We start from the raw sequence: 18,354 nt of genomic DNA, 5'->3' as shown, positions 1-18,354 counted from the left end.
AGGATTTACGTAACAGCCTCTAATCCATTTATCTTATAAATTGGTTCTATTCTCTTTAAAATTCATCGTAGGATAATAAGCATTTTTAACCAATACATTTGGCCCTAGACATTTTACTGATGGGCAATGACAATTTAATGAATCAGCCAGACTTGAATCCATCCAGGCGTTATACGCTTCTGGTAAGGATTGTTGTTTAATATTCCCTAGTGGTGGAGCATTATCAAAATCTGTCACGATAACATCACCGCTGAATATATTTACGTTCAGACGAGATCGAACATCAGGATCGTTTCGGACAGTCACTTTTTTGGTGGAATATAATCTCTGTAGCAATTCAAGGTCCTCTTTATTTTGACTGCATGGATAAAATGGCAGTGTACCAAAGAGCATCCATATGTTCTCATTCCGAATATCAAGTAGATGGTGGATTGCTTTTCTCATATCATCTAATGAAAGTGTTTCTAAAGCGGAAGCGAACGAGCTTGGATACATGGGATGTATTTCGTGTCTTTGACACCCCATTTCCTCCACAATTTGTTTATGTATATGTTCTAAATGAGGCAGGGTTCGTTTATTTAACATGGTTTCTGCAGAGACAAGTACGCCTGCTTTTGTTAATGCTTGTGAATTCGTTATGATTCTATTAAATAATACTTGGCGCTGCTCGCGAGTGGGTTTTCTTTCCATCATTGCAAATCCGCCATCAATAAAATCATCGATTGTTCCCCAATTATGTGAAATGTGCAATACATCCAAATACGGAATAATTAATTCATATCTCTCAAGTGGGAGCGTTAAGTTTGAATTAATTTGTGTTCGTACCCCACGTGAGTGTGCATATTTTAATAATGGTACAACATAATTTTCAACACTCTTTTTGGAAAGCATAGGTTCACCACCGGTTATGCTGATGGAACGTAAATGTGGGATTTCGTCCAAGCGGCGAATTAATAGTTCCAATGGCAGTGCCACAGGATCCTTCGGTTGAAGGGTGTAGCCAACGGCACAATGTTCGCAACGCATATTGCATAGGGTTGTGGTTGTGAATTCGATGTTAGAAAGGGTTAGCTTTCCATGCTGCTCAACATCCATATATGTTTCCCATGGGTCATAATCCGGGCTTAAGGCTGTGAATTTTTGTGTATTTAACGTGATCATCCTATTACTCCTCATAAAAATTTCATATCCCATATTATGGTCATTAATTTAGAAGTATGTCAACATTCTTACTTTTTGGGATTCTATGAAAAGTTAAAAATCTAATTTTGGAAGCTAAGATAACTAACATTATATGATGAAAGGTTCACTGGTTATCTAAAGAGTGGGGCGAAGAAATGAGAAAGTTTGGAAAAGCAGCAATTGGTTTACTAACTGTTTCTTCATTAACGTATGCTAAAAGAGTATCAATAAGTGCCAGCCGAAGTGAATAGCAAGCCAGTGAATTACTGGAACGTACGGTGGAATACAAGGGAACACCGATCCAAATATACTACGGTAACCCTGATGAGGAGGGGAGTATTGAATTAACAAAATGGTCAAATGGGTTGTCGGATGAAATGGTTACAAAAGTCCTTACAGAAATGGAAAGAACAACAGGATTGCCGTTGGCGGAGACTGGACAGATGAATGAAGCTACGGAGATGAGCTTTGTTGGGTAACAGGGTTCATCTATTTTTTTGAAAAAGAAAGGGAAAAGCTGTTCCTTTTCAATCTAGATTTTTTGACTCCATCAGTATTCGATAATGATTGATATACAAGGTAAGTTGGTTATTCAATTCAATCGTCCGATTATGGTATAATCCATCATTCTCGATTGATACTTGCAATTTATATCTTAAAAGTTCAATAGCCTCTTCTGTTTCTTCTACAGACATTAAATGCAACAGCAACATAAAACCCCTCCAATTGTAAGAATATTTCATATTTATAAGTCTATTGTACCAATTTATATGAAAAAAGGTATAGGTTGATGAAAATATCTTTGTTAATAACATAATAAGCATTTAAAATGTATAAAACGTAAAAATTGTTTATTATATGAATAGAGAGAGTGGAAGGAGATAAGAGTATGCAACAAGTTACATCTGTGCAAGAATTTAATGAACAAATAAAGAGTGATAAGCTAACAGTAGAAATATTTACAACAACTTGGTGTCCAGATTGTAAACGGCTTGATATATTTATTGGTGAAATAATCTCGGAGAATCCAGATAAACAATGGTACACAATTGATAAAGATGAATTCCCGGAATTAGCAGAAAAAGAAAATGTTATGGGGATTCCTTCGTTGTTAGTTTATAAAAACGGACAAAAAATAGCTCATTTACATAGCGCAAATGCTAAAACACCCGATCAAGTCAGAGAGTTTTTAAACACTCTATAATTGTAATGATAAACCCCGTCCGCTGATTCTAATACGGACGGGGTTTATTTATACTAGACCAAATGATCAGTCAGCTGTAAATATAATTCAATGGACTCTTTGACCGGCAATATAGCTTGATACCAAAATTCCTCCTGTTGTAAATCCTGCTTCAGATACGTGATTCCTAATTCTTCAACAGACATTTTTCCTGAATTTCTTAATAATTCGTCGTACTTCTCAGAGAAGTCAGAGCCGGAATTTTTAGAAAGAGCATAAATCCCATTACTAAACAAATAACCAATCGTGTATGGAATGCTGTAAAAGGCTTTTTCTGTACTATAAAAATGACTTTGTGCAACCCAAGTGTAAGGATTTATATCCTTAACTATGTTTTTGTATAAATCCCGTTTAAGATTATGAAAGAGGGATGTCATTTCTTCGTCACTTGCCTTTTTCCTGGACCGTTTCTGATACATTTGCTGTTCAAATTCAAACATGATCGGTATTTCTCCAATATAATTGAATGCACGTCCGATTTTCATTTCTAAAATCGCTAGTTTCTGTGTAAGGTCTGAAGAATGTTGAATAGCCGAATCAACTACCAGATTTTCAGTAAATGTAGAAGCAGTTTCAGCCACACTTGTGCCGTAAGTTTGAGCAAATGCGGGTTCTTGATGGATGATGAAATTATGATACCCATGGCCCAATTCATGTGCAATAGTTACAATATCGAGATAGGAGCCCATGTAGGTAAGGAATATACGGCTTTCTTTAGCAAGAGGGAAACTGGCACAAAATGCTCCACCTCTTTTATCCGAGCGGTTTTCTGCTTCAATCCATCCTTTATTAAAAGCATTTTCAGCATAAGAACCGAGTTTTTCACTGAATTGGCTGAATTGAGAAATTACTAGTTTGGCAGCTTGATCATAAGGAATCGAGTCATATGAGGTGAAAGTAGAATGATATAAATCGTACCAATCTAAATATTCTAGATTGGACAATTTGGCTTTTCTCTCAAAAAAACGATGGAAGATTGGACGTTGCTTCTTAATTACCTCCATCATTGTCTCAAGTGTTTCATGATGAATACGGTTTTGTTCAAGCATTTCCTTTAACTGATTGTCCCAACCGCGAAGCTTAAATACATCAAGGCGAAATCCTGAAAGATGATTAAATATAGCTGCAGCAGAAGGAGCTAATTCTATTAATTTATTTTTTAATAGTTGTGCATACATTTTTCTCTGTTCTCGATTCTCGGATAGTATGGCCAATTGGTTTAATTGATGAAGCGATAAGGTTTGGTTTTTTCCTTCCGTATCGACTTCAAATGATACTTGATCTATTAAGTGTTCATGATATTCTTCCCAGGCAATAAAACCATTAACTGATAATGTATTGATCATTTTTTCCTCTCGTAGAGGTAAGCGACTTTTAACTATGTTTCTTTTTTCCTCCAAATAAAATGTATGAGGTTTAATCGATTTATGCTGGAGGAGTCGTACCCAATCAGGGTGGGGGATTTCTGCTAATCTTTGTCCGAATAAAGTTAGTAAACTATCTACACTCATCTTTATGACGGAACTTTCTGATAATAATTGCGATAAATAAGTATCTGTGCCGTGCTCCGATTCTAAACAAATCAAAAAGTCGTCGATTTCTAATGAGGCCTTCATGATGTACTGGATTTCTTCCATAAAAGCAATCAAAATCTCTGCATCGGTGAAAGAGTATGAATCACTAATTTGAAATGTTAAGATTTCCAGTTGTTGAGTCACTTTTTTCATAAACATACTTAAGTCATTCGTGTCTCTGCCGCCCCTATATAAAGTACTAACATCCCAGTTAATCGGGAACAATTGATTCATTAGAGCAACCTCCTAAAAACAGTATAATTTCAGTATAATCCGGTAATCCATAAAATGGAATATAAATAAAATTAGTCTATTTAGATCTATAACCTCGCTAAAATAGCCAATTCATACTTGAAAAAGTCTAGTTCTAGTTAACTCTTCTAAAATTTCTTAATTTGCACTTCTTTTACCTCTTTCTTTTCGAAATAATTATTGTACAATATAAAAGCATTGATCGATATTGAGGGTGGAGTGAGTAAAGCACAGTGGCAATGGATAAACATAAGCTGATTATTGACGCAAGTCTGCTGGCGGGCCGAATCATGCTAGAAAATGGAGCGGAAACGAGCCGTGTAGAAGAAACGATGGAAAGGATGATTAGTACCTCACTTGGAATAAAGTTTGGTACAGCATCATTTACATATGTAACGGTTAATGGGATCTTTGTGAATATCGGCTTGGACAATACGAATTTTGTCAGAATCGATAATCGTGATCATAATCTCGAGAAAGTTACGAAGGTCAATCAAATTTCAAGGAAGTATTCTGAGGGATCTTTAACAATTGAAGAAGTGCTTACCGAACTCAAAGCTGTTGATCAGGATCCTTTGGATTTTCCCTTATGGATTAAACTTATTTGTACAGTTGTACTGAGCGGTAGTGTTATGTTGATTATGAATGGGGAATTTATTGATTTACCGGCAAGTGTGATTGGTGGTCTTGTATGCTATAGTACGTATTTGTTTTGTTTTAAATTAATGAAAACACCTTTTATTGTAGAATATCTTGCCGCATTAACAGGTGGGCTTGTGGCCTATTATATTAATAGTATAATGGGGAGCCATTTAAATTCTGTCATGATTGGGGCTGTTGCGCCATTAGTCCCTGGAATTGCGATGACTAATGCCATTCGCGATATGATGGCAAAACATTATCTCTCCGGTACGATCCGGTTAGTGGAGGCTGTATTCATTGCTGGTGCAATTGGTACAGGTGTTGCCACCGTCTATTATTTATTTATCAATTAGGAGTAGGGTAAATTGAATCAAATCCTTTTTCATATGGTTTTTAGCTTTTTATCATCGATTTCTTTCGCAGTCATATGCAATGTTCCACGTAAATCTATTCCAATTGGCGGTCTGGTAGGAATGTGCGGTTGGATGGGATATTGGATTTTAAGTACAGGAGGATATGGAATTTTTCTTTCCAGTGTGGTGTGCTCATTATTATTGGCTCTTGCCGGCCAAATTTCTGCCCGAATCTTTAAAATGCCGCTGACTGTCTTTTATGTTCCCGGCTTGGTACCTATTGTTCCAGGAATTACAGCTTTCCAGGCATTTCGCCTGTTGATCTTACAGGACTATAATGGTGCATTAATCGGATTTTTAAATGTTGGCTATAGTGCTGTCGGCATTGCAATCGGCCTTGTTATATCAGATATCATATTCAAGAGTAGTTTATATATTATTAAAAGTATAAAAATAGTATCCAAATAACTATAGTAGGACAGTACGATTATATTCGTGCTGTTTTTTTATTGGTTAGGTCACTAGTATGAGAGCGATGGCGATTTGTTTTGCAATGAGCTGGGGGGACTTGAAAGTAGTGTAGTACACCTTTGTGTAGGATTTTTTGTGATTTAATAAATTGGAGAATACAGCAAGGGACTCTGACCAGACTGACTGCAAGGGTCTACTTAGATAAATGAAGTAAATGAAAGCTCTCATTTAAAATAATTTTACTATAAACGAACCACCCGCGTTAAGATGGTTCGTTTTTTAGCAATATTCTGCTTTAACTCTTTTATGTGGGTTATGATATGATATAATTGGTACTTTTTTCAAAGGGTCATGGTTGTTTGATTCTCTTTTATTTATTGATGAAGATAAGGCTTAATGATATCCAATAGACATTCAATAAACAATGGATCATCATTTGCTGCTTCTATGTAATTATATTTTTCACCACCATTTTCCACGAAAATGGTCTTATTTTCCACTTGAAGTTCTTCCAATGTTTCAAGACAATCAACTGTGAAACTTGGAGCGAGGATTTGGATGTGCTTAGAACCACTTTTAGCAAGATGACGCAATGTATCACTGGTTGATGGTTCTAACCAAGGTTCCTTGCCAAATTTGGATTGATAGCTCATGATAAAGTTATAATTTGGTAGTTCGGTTTTTAATGCATGAGTTGTTTTTAAACACTGATAGGGATAATCGTCGCCTTCAGTGACATACCTTTTAGGTATTCCATGGTAGGAAAGGACAACTGCATCAGGGTGTCCATGCTCTTTAGTGCAAAGTTCAATTCGTCTTTTTAATAATTTGATCCATACTGGATGATTTGGAAAGTCACGTAAGAAAATAACTTCTGGGATATCTTTCCAAGTGGATAATGTTTTGTTTAAATGATCCCAAATAGAAGCTGTGGTAGTCGAAGAGTATTGCGGAAATAAAGGCAATACGATTAATCGGCGAATACCCCATTTATGTAGCTTTTCTAATTCATCGTCAATAGATGGTTGCCCATAATTCATAGCGAGTGATACTCTAATATTAGAATGAGAAAAATGTTTTTCCAATTCTTTTTTTTGTTTAATAGAGATCGCTAGTAAAGGTGAACCTTCTTCTGTCCATATGGATTGATAGAGTGCAGCCGTTTTTGGTGGACGTTTTCTAAGGATAATTCCGTGCAGGACGGGCATCCATTTCCACTTTGGTAAATCAATTACCCTTCTGTCGCTTAGAAATTCTTTTAAATAGGAGCGTACAGATATCGTTGTTGGTTGATCTGGTGTGCCTAAGTTAACTAAAAGAATTGCCGTCTTATCCATATCTATTCTCCTGTCCTAATATGTTATTGTCATAATTATTTTAATATAAATGCAATTTATTTTACAAAAACTTTTTGTCTATTCACAAACTGTTTAACTTTTAAATCATTAGTTTGCAGGCTTTGAATAAAGGGGTGTATACATTGCTTGTTTTTAATCAAAAAATTCTCGTAAAAACCATACGTATGATGGAACGTAAAATGATACAGGCCTCCTCCTTGAAACCTAGTATAATACCTGAAGTTGAAAGAGAAGAGAGATTAATTGAAACTAGTTTTGGCCATACTCGCATTCTTACGTATCGACCAAAAAATAAAGGGGTGGAGCCCTTACCAGTCTATGTGAATATGCATGGCGGTGGCTTTGTAATGGGAAGCGCTGAACTAGATGATGCTTGGTGTCCTGTGATAGCAGATCGAGCTAGATGTATAGTCGTAAATATCGATTATCATCTGGCACCGGAACACAAATTTCCAACTGCTTTATATGAATGCTATGATATTGTAAAATGGCTTTATGAAAATTCATGTGTCCTTCAGATAGACAATCAGCGAATAGCAGTTGGTGGACATAGTGCAGGAGGCAATTTGGCCGCTGCTCTTTGTTTATTGAATAAAGATAGGGAGCAGATACCTTTGGTTAAGCAAATTCTTGATTATCCGCCGCTTGACCTTGCCACTGATCCAGATTTGAAACTAAAGCATGAAAAGGCTATATCACCAAGACTGGCCAAATTATTTAATGAATCTTATTTAAAATCAATGAAGGATGCCGAGAATCCGTTAGTCTCTCCTGTATATGCAGAGGATTTGGAAGATTTGCCTCCCGCCTTAATCATTACGGCTGAATTCGATTCATTAGCAGATGAAGCAGATTATTATGCAAGTCAGCTAGAAGAAGCGGGCGTTCCAGTTATCAAAAGGAAATTTTTAGGGGCAGCTCATGCCTTTACCCATTCAGGTGAATTGAATCAAGCTGAAGAGGCGTGGAATCTAATAAGTGATGAACTGAAAAAGGTTTTTTATCCTCCATGTTAAATGTGATGTACTCTGTGAATCATCTAATAAATTCAAAACTGATATCGTATAAGTAAGGCAGTCCAAATCACATAGAATTGGACTGCTTTTTTGGGTTAACATTTGCCTTGCAGGTAACTGGCAAGAATAGCAGGGGTTGAGGAAGGGATAAAAGAGATTGTGAGTTAAAGTCATTGAAATTGTACAAATAAGAGTATGTATTACTCTGTTAAAGGAAGGAGTAAATATAAAGTGATTATCTGATCATAATAAACTTTTTATAACTAAATGATTGGGACTGTTCATATACTAATAGTGAATGAGAGAGATGAAATCAATTTGATTGCCTTGTTGCTTAGATATAGGATATACAAGAAATTTTCGACAATATTTAAAAGCTTTCTGAAATCCGTTACTGAATTTTTATAAACCATACATGAGTTGTTTATGAATATACTATTTATAAAGTTCTATATATTGTTTTCTTCCAAATAGCAGCAATTACGATAGAGGGGCGGGTGATCATATTATGACGATCCGTAAAGATGACTTTTATATTGCGGTTGACGGTAAAATTGTTGCTCAAATTGAATTTGTGGCCAAGAGAAAAGAGGAAACAGCCCAAGATTTCATTATCATTTACCATACATTAGTTGCAGATTGCTGTCGGGGAAAAGGATTGGGTAAGGCATTAGTAAATCGGGTTGTATGGCTTGCGAGGAAAGAAAATAAATATATAAGGCCTATATGCCCCTTTGCTAAAATGATTCTTGAAAAGGAGGAAGAATATCAGGATATTTTAATATAGTTTCAGCATTCCAGGATGCTCTTTTGACTCCTTATTTGAACGGATAAGGTTTTTTTTTCAGTTTATTAACAACAACCCTAATGTAAGTACCCTATAGAAAAAGATTAAATAGTAGATATCCAAATCACTAAAAAGTATGATAAAGATATCAAATAAACATATTTTGGTATACAAATAGATAGGAGTGTGACAAGAGTATGAAAATAATTGGATTATCTGGTTCCCTAATTGGTGAAAAAACACCTAAATCTGTGGAAGAGGTTCTAGCGGCCATTAACGATATTGACAAACAATTGGATACAGAATTAATAGATTTAAGAAATTACAATGTAGAGTTCGTAAGAGGAGTTCCTTTTACATCATATAATCAGGATACTCAAACTGTAGTGAATAAATTAAATGAGGCAGATATTATTATTATTGGTACACCTATTTATCAATCATCCATACCAGGAGTATTAAAAAATCTATTTGATCATTTAGCTCCTGACTGTTTTAAAGGGAAAGTGGTGGGTGTAGTGACAAATGGAGGATCGGAAAAACACTTTTTGGTTACTGAATACCAATTAAAACCGATTTTATCCTATTTCAAAGCGATCTTACCATTTAATAATGTATTTTTACATACGAGTTGCTTTGGTACCGGCAATAAAATTGTAAATGAAGAGGAGCTTAATAGAATTCAGGCTTTGGCTCAGGAAGTTATTGATTTGAAAAAAATTCATTAATTAGTAAGCTAAATGATTGGTTTTCGTTTTACTGTCTTTATTCCACATAATCAAATAATAAATAGGAGTCAGTCTCCTGCTATTTGACCGAGACCGTACTGGAGAGTCATGATTCTATAAACTAAAAGAAAAATGATGACTTAAGGTATAAATGAAGAAAAAATAAGAGATTGATAGAATAACCAACTGTTCAATCTCTTATTAGGTCGGTTTAGTGAGGGTTTAATCTTAATTTTCATAATCATATGGGTGTGTCGATATTTCATTTATTGAGGGTTTTTCTTTATTAATATCCAAAGTACGAAGTTTCATAATTAAATTTACTCGGCGTCTATAAAAATCTTTGTGTGATATGGTCTTGTTATCATAGTACATTTGATAATTTCTTCTCAACTCATTTAATAAGTCATTATATTTTTCCTGAGCACACACTACAGCACCTTCTTTACTCTTGATGTTATATTTATATAATATCAAAAAAATTCTGTTAATTCATTCTTTAAATATTTCCATGTTCAAAATAGTGTGCCAATTCAAAAATATACAGTGCAGCTAGTTTTTGATAGTGATACCGCTTAAACGAGGAATTTAAGAATATAGGAGGGTTGGCAAATCATAAGTAGAAGGGCAGCATGAAGTCGATTTATTGACTTCATGCTGCCCTTTTACTCGTGGCATGGTCGTACTTATTTATGATTTTGGTCTTCCAGAATAGTAACTACTTCAGTGCCTAAAAATTGAGCTAATACTTCTCTGTTTTGCGTTATATCTGCCAGTGTGTAGCCGTCCAATACTTGTAAAAAAGCATATAGTGCTTTATTTAGAACCACTCTCAATTTACAAATAGGAGAGAGGGGACATGTAGATTATAAAGGTATACGGTATCATCGGAACTTTGTTAGCAGCAATTTAGTTATACTTAAAGAAATATAATAGGTATGTAGGGAGGAATTTACATAGAGAGGTAGATGTGGGTTAAGATGGTGATAGAATGATAGGAATCCCTCAATGGAAATAGCCTCTTTTCTATTCATAACGATCTATAATATGGTGTCTTGTATAATAGGTTCCATAGCGAAACATAATTTTCAATTGTAATTGGCACTCATTAAAACAGAAATGAAAAACGGTATTAGTCGAATACGAATCTTTTTTATAAGTAATGGACAAAGAATCTGCGATATTTTCAATATAAGGCTCAATTTCCATCCGTTTGATCATGATTTGATTTGTTAAGAATTTCTGTTCCTTGAACGAATCAATTCTATCCAGTAGTTCATTTTTTATTTGTATGTATTTATTTATATCTATAAGTATCCAGCCCCTTTTTTGATATCTTAAATAAAAAAGCCAGAAAAGGGCTAATCGAATAATCCCTTTCTGACTTATGTATGGTACCATGCCCATTCATTGCTATCAGATTCAGTTTATTTAGATGTTAGTGCCACTTTATCGCAGATGGGGTTAATTGTCAATCAATTTCGAAAGATGAAAACAATATAGCTGGTATCTTTCTGGAAGTTACAAAAGGTGAATCTTCGATAAATTTGGCGTTTAAATTCTCATGTTTTTATACGGGCCACGTCCGAAAGTTTCTCTAAGGGTTCGTCCTATATAACTGTTAATTACTTTCTCAGCTATCGTTTTCTCCATACCATACACCTTAGACTTTGCGAATTTCATTAATTTCTTATATTTATCTTTTAGATGTACTTTTATAAAACATCATAAAAATATGGCATGTATGAGAAAACAGGCTTTTAATTAAACCGGACACTCACTTCTCAAAGATTATGTTTTTTCAAACTCTTGGTAAAAGTAAAATTAGTATAATTTATATAAAGACAAAGGCATGGGGGAGGATTATGGCTAAAAATGAGTTTTTTGCTTATCATCTTGTGACTAGAACTAAAATGAACACAGGACAGATCATCCATTTTGATTCTCAGCAAAATAATACATTGTATCATTTTTTCTTTGAAGGGGAACAAGTAAATTCAAAAGGCGAGGACTTTATACGAATTTTGTATGGAAACTATACAAATGAAGGGGTGAACTTAGATAAAGAAAATGCAGATATAGCTATAAAATATATGAACCAAACTGTCAGAGCGATTAGAGAAGTAATCGTTGAAATGGTCAGGCTCCAAGAGTATTCTAAAAATCCTTCTAGATTATCTTGTCTCTATGCTGCTAAAAGTTATAAGGATGTTCTAAAATGGAAAGAAATATTTGACTCCTATAACAGAAAGGTTTTACAGATTGTTAAACTTTGGGTAATAGGGAATTATTTTGAGGGTGATGCCAACCTTTTGCCGAAAGAAGATGGATCTCCATTCTCTAGAAAAATGGAACAGGCAAGAGAATATTGGCAAGGAAATCCTAAGAATGAACTTCCAGAACTTTTGATTAATGGGGTAATAGAAGTAACAGAAATAATCGATGATTTTACATAATTGCTAAAAATTAAGTCAGTGAATAATCTTTCCCTGTTTATAAGTAAAAATGTGCCGGGAAGATTAAATTTTTCTTCCCGGCATCATCTGTTTATCCAGCTTCTTCAGAAAACTGGCTGTTATAAAGGTCTGCATAGAATCCATTTTGGTTCAGTAACTCGTCATGAGTACCTTGTTCAATAACGGTTCCTTTATTCATAACCAAGATTAAATCTGCATCTTTAATCGTGGAAAGGCGATGAGCAATTACGAAGCTCGTACGGTTTTCCATCAAGCGATTCATCGCTTTCTGAATAAAGATTTCGGTACGAGTATCGACACTGCTTGTAGCTTCATCCAATATTAAAATAGAAGGGTTTGCTAAAATGGCACGGGCAATTGTAAGTAATTGTTTTTGACCCTGTGAAATATTAGAAGCCTCTTCGTTTAACTCGGTTTCATACCCTTCTGGCAATGTTCGGATAAAATGATCAGCATGTGCAGCAATGGCCGCCTCGATAATGTCCTCACGGCTCGCACCTTCACGTCCATAGCCGATATTGTCAGCTATCGTACCATTAAAGAGCCATGTATCCTGAAGTACCATACCGAATAATCCATGGAGATCTCCGCGTTTCAAATCCTTTATATCAACACCATCAATTCGGATGCTTCCGCCATTTATTTCATAAAAACGCATTAACAGGTTAATTAAAGTCGTTTTGCCAGCACCAGTCGGGCCGACAATCGCGACTTTTTGCCCTGGTTTAACATCAAGGTTCATATCTTTGATCAATAGCTGATCCTGCTTATATCCAAATGCAACATGATCGAAAACGACATGACCTTTTGGAGAGGAAATCACTTTTGGATTCTCAATTTCTGCTACTTCTTCTTCTTCATCGAGCAATTCAAAAACACGTTCCGCAGAAGCAATCGTGGATTGAATGATGTTAGCAATATTAGCTGTTTGTGTAATCGGTTGAGTAAATTGGCGGGCATATTGGATAAATGCCTGTATATCACCTACTGTTATTCTGCCATTAGTAACAAAAATACCGCCAACTACACAAATAAGAACGTACCCAATATTACCGACAAACTGCATAAGAGGCATAATAACACCTGAAATGAATTGAGCTTTCCAGGAAGACTCGTACAGCTTTTCGTTTATTGCTTCGAATTCCTCTTTAGCCTTTTCCTCTTGGCCAAAGGCTTTTACCACTTCATGACCGGTATATATTTCTTCTACATGTCCACTTAAATGTCCAAGCGATTTTTGTTGGCCGGCAAAGTAGGTTTGCGATTTTTTAGCTACAAATACAGCGATAAATCCACTTAAAGGTAATGTTAATAAGAGAATGCCTGTCATAAGGGGACTGATGGACAGCATCATAATGATAACCCCAATGATTGTCACTACGCTTGTAATAATCTGTGTTAAGCTTTGTTGCAAGGTAGTACTGATGTTGTCAATGTCATTCACAATCCGGCTTAATGTTTCACCAGTCGTGGTTCCATCGAAGTATTTTAAAGGAAGACGTGATACCTTTGCTTCCGCTTCTTCTCTTAATGTAAATACCGTATTTTGAGCAACACTTGCCATAATGAATTGCTGAATAAAGGAGAAGAGTGAGCTAAACAAATATAAGGCACCGAGTAGGAAAAGAATTCGAATGATATACTCAAAATCAATGCCTGCGCCAGGAATACCTGACATTTTTTCCATTATGCCTTCAAATATTTTAGTTGTTGCCTTACCTAAAACTTTTGGACCGACAATGGTGAAGACTGTACTGAGGATAGCAGCCAGCAATACAGTTAAAAGTCGAAATTTATACGGTGTTAAATAACGAATTAATCGTCTTAAGGTACCCTTAAAATCTTTTGCTTTTTGTATCGGTGCTCCTGGACCGCCTGGAGGACCAAATCCCGGATTTGATTGTCTTCTTGTCATTTTGCTCATGCAATCTCCTCCTCAGAAAGCTGTGACTTCACAATTTCTTGATAAGTCTCACATGATTTTAATAATTCTTCATGTGTACCAATTCCCATAACCTGTCCTTCATCCAACACAATGATACGATCGGCATCTATAACTGTAGAGACACGCTGGGCAACCAATAAAACCGTTCCTTCTGTGGTTTCGCTTTTTAAAGCTTTACGCAGCTTTGCGTCCGTTTTGAAGTCCAGTGCAGAAAAGCTGTCATCAAACATATAGATTTCCGGTTTACGAACTAAGGCTCTCGCAATGGACAGACGTTGCTTTTGCCCTCCAGAAATATTTGTACCGCCTTGAGAGATAGGGGAGTCAAAGCCTTCCTTCATATTAGAAACAAAATCATAGGCTTGTGCGACTTTTGCAGCATGGAAGACCTCTTCATCACTAGCCTTCTCATTTCCGTAAAGAATATTTTCTTTGACTGTACCAGTGAATAGAACAGCTTTCTGAGGAACAAGGCCAATTCGGTTACGCAAATCCACTAAATCCAATTCTTTGACATTGATTCCATCTACATAGATACTGCCTTCTGTTGGTTCATAAAAACGCGGAATCAACTTTAATAATGTGGATTTTCCGGAACCTGTCCCGCCGATAATGGCTGTAACCTCACCAGGACCTGCGCTGAAAGAAAGGTCTTTTAAGGCAGGTTCTTCTGCACCTGGATAGCTGAATGTAACATCTTTAAATTCCAGATAGCCAGTTTTAGTTGGTTTCGCTTCCTTTTTAGTTAGCTCATCTTTAATGGTGGGCTTAATCGCCAATACTTCATTAATACGAGCTGCGGAAGCAGAAGCACGAGGAATCATGACAAACATCATGGAAAGCATAACCATGGAGAACATAATTTGCATGGCATATTGCATAAAGGCCATTAAATTACCGACCTGCATATCCCCATGATCAATCCTGATTGCACCAAACCAAACGACTGCAATGGTTGTATAGTTCATAATCAGCATCATGAGCGGCATAAGTGTCGCCATTATTTTATTTACCTTAATCGTAGTGTCTCTTAAGTCAGAGTTTGCCTTCTTAAAACGTTCCTTTTCAAAATGAATCCGATTAAAGGAACGAATAACACGGACACCAGTCAAATTTTCGCGAATGACACGGTTGACAGCATCTAGGCGACGTTGAACCAGTTTAAACAGGGGGACGCCTTGCCAGATGACAAAAAGAATAACTCCCACTAGGACCGGAATTGCCAGAATGATAACCCAGGATAGTTCGGGATCTTTTGAAAAGGCCATAATAATACCACCGATAGCCATTAAGGGTGCCATTATCATCATTCTAAGGATCATGTTAAGGACTAATTGTACCTGTGTTATATCATTAGTTGTTCTTGTAATTAATGAAGCAGTACCGACTTGTCCAAATTCATGTAATGAAAAATTCTCTACATGAGAGAAGACTTTGGAACGGAGGTTTTTGCCAAAAGACATGGATACTTTTGCACTAAAGTAACTTGCTGCAACAGAGCAAAGAGTACCAATCGCAGCAACCAATAGCATTAAACCGCCAATTTCCCATATGTACGGTATGTTCTGATTGATGACACCTTTGTCGATGATGTCAGACATCAAGGTTGGTAAAAATAATTCTGATAATGACTGTATAAATACTAATGCGAATATAAAAATAATCGGTATTTTATACGGTGCTAAATAGCGAAGTAATTTCCTCAAAGATTCATACAACTCCTTATTCCTGATTTTCATGGAAAAACTCATACACTTTTGTTAGCAATCGAGTGAGTTCTTTGCTATCATCCAATCCGATATATTCCTCAAGCTGAGTAAAGGTTTGATTTAGATGGGTAAGTGCTGAATTCGCTATTGATCTCCCCTCATTTGTTAAGGTGATTAGTATGACGCGACGGTCATTCTCATCGATTCTTCGGGTAATAAGGGCATGCTGTTCCAGTTTGTTTAAGATGGGGGTAACGGATGGTGTAGTCACATTTAATTGTTTGCTAATTTCAGATACCTTTATCTCGGACATATATTGAGTATTTTGCTTTATGCACGTCAAGACTCTTATTTCGCTTGGTTTGTATCCTTCGATTGTTTTCCTATCCCAATCCAATTTATCAAACCGTGTAAAGACATTTATTAATTCTTGAACCGATTGATCTTTGTTTACTGTCATACCTCCACCTCTAAAACGAAAGTTTACCTAATAATTAGGTAACCAAATTAAAAGCAAATAAAATTATATTTATATAATATATGGAAGTCAATATAGCTATGCAGTTTCGAAATGTGTAAAATATGACAAATATACTTAGGTAGTTTTTTAGGCCAGTTAGAAAAAATTCAAAGAAATGGATTTCAAAGAATGTATAATAGTTTAAACAAATAAAATTAACCTACATAATTCCAAAAGTTTACATAATTAAGATTGTTTTTATGCCAATTCTTCGGTAACGTAAAGCATAGGAGCAAATTTCAGGAGGAAGAAAATTTATGAAAGAAAGAAAACAGAAGGGGAGTTATAAACGCTTTTTTAAATTATTGCATGCAACGAACCCTTCATATGGAAGGCTTGGTTTTGCGCTTGGTCTTAGTATAATTACTACTCTTATTGGGTTGCTCATTCCTTTGTTAACAAAAGAATTGGTGGACGGTTTCAGTATGTCTTCATTATCCAAGAGTCAAATATTATTTATTGTATTGGTTTTTATTGCTCAAGCTGGTTTAAGTGCTTACGCGACCTATGCACTTGGTTATAATGGTCAGAAAATCATTGCAGGCCTGCGAGATTTATTATGGAAAAAGCTAATCAAGCTGCCTGTATCGTATTCTGACAAATATGGTTCAGGTGAAATGATTAGCAGATTAACAAATGACACTATGGTTGTAAAAGAATTAATTACTACCCATTTAGTTGGAGCGATTACTGGAATGATTTCGGTTATTGGATCAATAACGATATTATTTATCATGAACTGGAAATTAACCCTGTTAATATTTATTGTGTTCCCTATAGCTGCCATGATTTTAATACCAATTGGCCGAATTATGCTTAATATCTCAAAGGAGACACAAGCTGAAACAGGTAGATTTACAGGAATATTAAATCAGGTTTTACCTGAAATTCGCTTAGTAAAGGCATCCAATGCAGAAGAAATAGAATATAATCGGGGATTATCAGGTGTAAAGCGGTTATTCACGCTTGGTTTAAAAGAAGCGAAGACCCAATCTCTTGTTTCTCCGATTATTACATTAGTGCTAATGGCTGCTCTAGTAGGGATTATTGGCTATGGTGGGATGCAGGTAGCGAGCGGAATGATAACAGCAGGTTCACTTGTAGCTTTTATTCTTTACATTTTTCAGATTATCATGCCTATGGGACAGATCACGACATTTTTCACTCAATTGCAGCGTTCCATGGGAGCGACCATGAGGATTATTGAAATTCTGAGTGAAAAAGAAGAGGATTTACTTAAAGGGAAAGAGTTAGTAAAAGCAAATGTCGACATCGTTCTGGATGAATTATCATTTGGATATGCAGAGGAGTCTTTGATCCTCCGTCATTTAAATGCAACGATAGAAGCAGGGAAAGTAACCGCGATTGTTGGACCAAGCGGTGGTGGGAAAACGACTCTTTTTAAATTGCTTGAACGCTTTTACGAACCAAGCGAGGGGTCAATCAAGATAGGGGGAATCCCTATCGGTGAATACAATTTGCAAACGTGGCGACAGCATATAGGGTATGTTTCACAAGAAAGTCCGCTATTGGCAGGTACTATCCAGGATAACATTTGCTATGGTTTAGATAGGGAAGTCACTGCCGCTGCACTGGAGCAAGCAGCTGAAATGGCTCATGCACTTGATTTCATTCAGCAGCTGCCAGAAGGATTCCAAACGGATGTAGGAGAGAGGGGATTGAAGCTGTCTGGAGGACAGCGTCAACGAATTGCGATTGCAAGAGCGTTATTAAGAAATCCAAGTATTCTAATGCTAGATGAGGCTACATCCAGTTTAGACAGCCAGTCTGAACAAATCGTGCAGGCTGCTTTAAATAAACTGATGGTTGGAAGAACGACAATCGTCATTGCTCACCGACTATCCACGGTCGTAGATGCAGATCAACTGTTATTTATTGAACAAGGTGAAATTACAGGCAGGGGAACACATGACGAATTAATGCAAACTCACAAGCTCTATCAAGAATTCGCAACCCAGCAATTAAGAATAAATGAGGATTTAAAAGAGAAGGCATAGTTATAGTAGATGGTTAGATTGATTTTACAGAAGAAAACATCCACTATAATAACAATATGGTAACAAAAAACGCTTAGAA

General features: G+C 36.0%; 17 protein-coding genes. 9 read left to right on the top strand and 8 right to left on the bottom strand.

Going from position 1 to position 18,354, the window contains the following annotated elements:
* Window positions 1-33: 33 nt before the first annotated feature.
* Window positions 34-1,161 (bottom strand): radical SAM/CxCxxxxC motif protein YfkAB, encoded by a 1,128-nt coding sequence (gene yfkAB, locus AC58NB_RS02915; RefSeq protein WP_497425319.1) that lies wholly within the window; start codon window positions 1,159-1,161, stop codon window positions 34-36.
* A gap of 299 nt (window positions 1,162-1,460) precedes the next feature.
* On the opposite strand from yfkAB, the gene AC58NB_RS02910 reads away from it, so the two are divergent.
* Window positions 1,461-1,661, top strand: a complete 201-nt coding sequence (locus AC58NB_RS02910) for a hypothetical protein (protein ID WP_497425318.1) — start codon at window positions 1,461-1,463, stop codon at window positions 1,659-1,661.
* A gap of 48 nt (window positions 1,662-1,709) precedes the next feature.
* On the opposite strand, the gene AC58NB_RS02905 is transcribed toward AC58NB_RS02910, so the two are convergent.
* Window positions 1,710-1,895: a hypothetical protein gene (locus AC58NB_RS02905; RefSeq protein WP_497425317.1), complete on the bottom strand. Its 186-nt coding sequence runs from the start codon at window positions 1,893-1,895 to the stop codon at window positions 1,710-1,712.
* 176 nt (window positions 1,896-2,071) lie between these two features.
* Here AC58NB_RS02905 and AC58NB_RS02900 point away from each other — a divergent pair, with 176 nt between their 5' ends.
* Entirely contained in the window at window positions 2,072-2,386 is a 315-nt protein-coding gene (locus AC58NB_RS02900) for a thioredoxin family protein (RefSeq protein WP_497425316.1), read from the top strand.
* 53 nt (window positions 2,387-2,439) lie between these two features.
* On the opposite strand, the gene AC58NB_RS02895 is transcribed toward AC58NB_RS02900, so the two are convergent.
* The gene (locus AC58NB_RS02895) at window positions 2,440-4,233 is read right to left on the bottom strand and encodes a M3 family metallopeptidase (RefSeq protein WP_497425315.1); all 1,794 of its coding nucleotides are present in this window, start codon (window positions 4,231-4,233) and stop codon (window positions 2,440-2,442) included.
* 257 nt (window positions 4,234-4,490) lie between these two features.
* Here AC58NB_RS02895 and AC58NB_RS02890 point away from each other — a divergent pair, with 257 nt between their 5' ends.
* Window positions 4,491-5,246, top strand: coding sequence for a threonine/serine exporter family protein (locus AC58NB_RS02890; protein WP_497425314.1), 756 nt, complete (start codon window positions 4,491-4,493; stop codon window positions 5,244-5,246).
* 12 nt (window positions 5,247-5,258) lie between these two features.
* On the top strand, window positions 5,259-5,714 hold the full coding sequence (locus AC58NB_RS02885; protein ID WP_497425313.1) for a threonine/serine exporter family protein: 456 nt from the start codon (window positions 5,259-5,261) through the stop codon (window positions 5,712-5,714).
* 377 nt (window positions 5,715-6,091) lie between these two features.
* On the opposite strand, the gene hemH is transcribed toward AC58NB_RS02885, so the two are convergent.
* Complete coding sequence (gene hemH, locus AC58NB_RS02880) at window positions 6,092-7,054, bottom strand: ferrochelatase (protein WP_497425312.1); 963 nt, start codon at window positions 7,052-7,054, stop codon at window positions 6,092-6,094.
* A 185-nt stretch (window positions 7,055-7,239) separates the two neighbouring features.
* Between hemH and AC58NB_RS02875 the strand changes: the two genes are divergently transcribed.
* The 3 genes from AC58NB_RS02875 to AC58NB_RS02865 all read left to right on the top strand — a co-directional run bounded on the left by AC58NB_RS02875 (window position 7,240) and on the right by AC58NB_RS02865 (window position 9,606).
* A complete protein-coding gene (locus AC58NB_RS02875) occupies window positions 7,240-8,091 on the top strand; it encodes an alpha/beta hydrolase (RefSeq protein WP_497425311.1) in 852 nt (283 codons plus the stop codon).
* Between the two features lie 508 nt (window positions 8,092-8,599).
* Window positions 8,600-8,878: a GNAT family N-acetyltransferase gene (locus tag AC58NB_RS02870; protein WP_497425310.1), complete on the top strand. Its 279-nt coding sequence runs from the start codon at window positions 8,600-8,602 to the stop codon at window positions 8,876-8,878.
* A 197-nt stretch (window positions 8,879-9,075) separates the two neighbouring features.
* A complete protein-coding gene (locus tag AC58NB_RS02865; RefSeq protein WP_497425309.1) occupies window positions 9,076-9,606 on the top strand; it encodes an NADPH-dependent FMN reductase in 531 nt (176 codons plus the stop codon).
* A gap of 1,026 nt (window positions 9,607-10,632) precedes the next feature.
* Here AC58NB_RS02865 and AC58NB_RS02860 read toward each other — a convergent pair.
* Window positions 10,633-10,827, bottom strand: a complete 195-nt coding sequence (locus AC58NB_RS02860; RefSeq protein ID WP_497425308.1) for a hypothetical protein — start codon at window positions 10,825-10,827, stop codon at window positions 10,633-10,635.
* A gap of 644 nt (window positions 10,828-11,471) precedes the next feature.
* Between AC58NB_RS02860 and AC58NB_RS02855 the strand changes: the two genes are divergently transcribed.
* Window positions 11,472-12,062 (top strand): DUF2441 domain-containing protein, encoded by a 591-nt coding sequence (locus tag AC58NB_RS02855; RefSeq protein ID WP_497425307.1) that lies wholly within the window; start codon window positions 11,472-11,474, stop codon window positions 12,060-12,062.
* Window positions 12,063-12,153: 91 nt separating this feature from the next.
* Here the strand turns inward: AC58NB_RS02855 and AC58NB_RS02850 are convergent, their stop codons facing one another.
* Genes AC58NB_RS02850 through AC58NB_RS02840 form a run of 3 tightly spaced genes read right to left on the bottom strand, consistent with a single transcriptional unit; the run spans window position 12,154 to window position 16,197 of the window.
* Window positions 12,154-14,007 carry an ABC transporter ATP-binding protein gene (locus AC58NB_RS02850; protein ID WP_497425306.1) on the bottom strand — a complete coding sequence of 618 codons (1,854 nt, stop codon included), beginning with the start codon at window positions 14,005-14,007 and terminating at the stop codon, window positions 12,154-12,156.
* Window positions 14,004-15,734 carry an ABC transporter ATP-binding protein gene (locus AC58NB_RS02845; protein ID WP_497425305.1) on the bottom strand — a complete coding sequence of 577 codons (1,731 nt, stop codon included), beginning with the start codon at window positions 15,732-15,734 and terminating at the stop codon, window positions 14,004-14,006. Before AC58NB_RS02845 ends, AC58NB_RS02850 begins: the two co-directional genes overlap by 4 nt.
* Window positions 15,735-15,750: 16 nt before the next feature.
* Window positions 15,751-16,197 carry a MarR family winged helix-turn-helix transcriptional regulator gene (locus AC58NB_RS02840; protein WP_497425304.1) on the bottom strand — a complete coding sequence of 149 codons (447 nt, stop codon included), beginning with the start codon at window positions 16,195-16,197 and terminating at the stop codon, window positions 15,751-15,753.
* Window positions 16,198-16,514: 317 nt separating this feature from the next.
* On the opposite strand from AC58NB_RS02840, the gene AC58NB_RS02835 reads away from it, so the two are divergent.
* Window positions 16,515-18,275, top strand: a complete 1,761-nt coding sequence (locus AC58NB_RS02835) for an ABC transporter ATP-binding protein (RefSeq protein WP_497425303.1) — start codon at window positions 16,515-16,517, stop codon at window positions 18,273-18,275.
* Window positions 18,276-18,354: the final 79 nt, after the last annotated feature.

Source organism: Pradoshia sp. TA40_28, assembly GCF_059694525.1.
The sequence above is the reverse complement of the archived record's forward strand: the minus strand, read 5'-3'. Positions and strand labels throughout refer to the sequence as shown.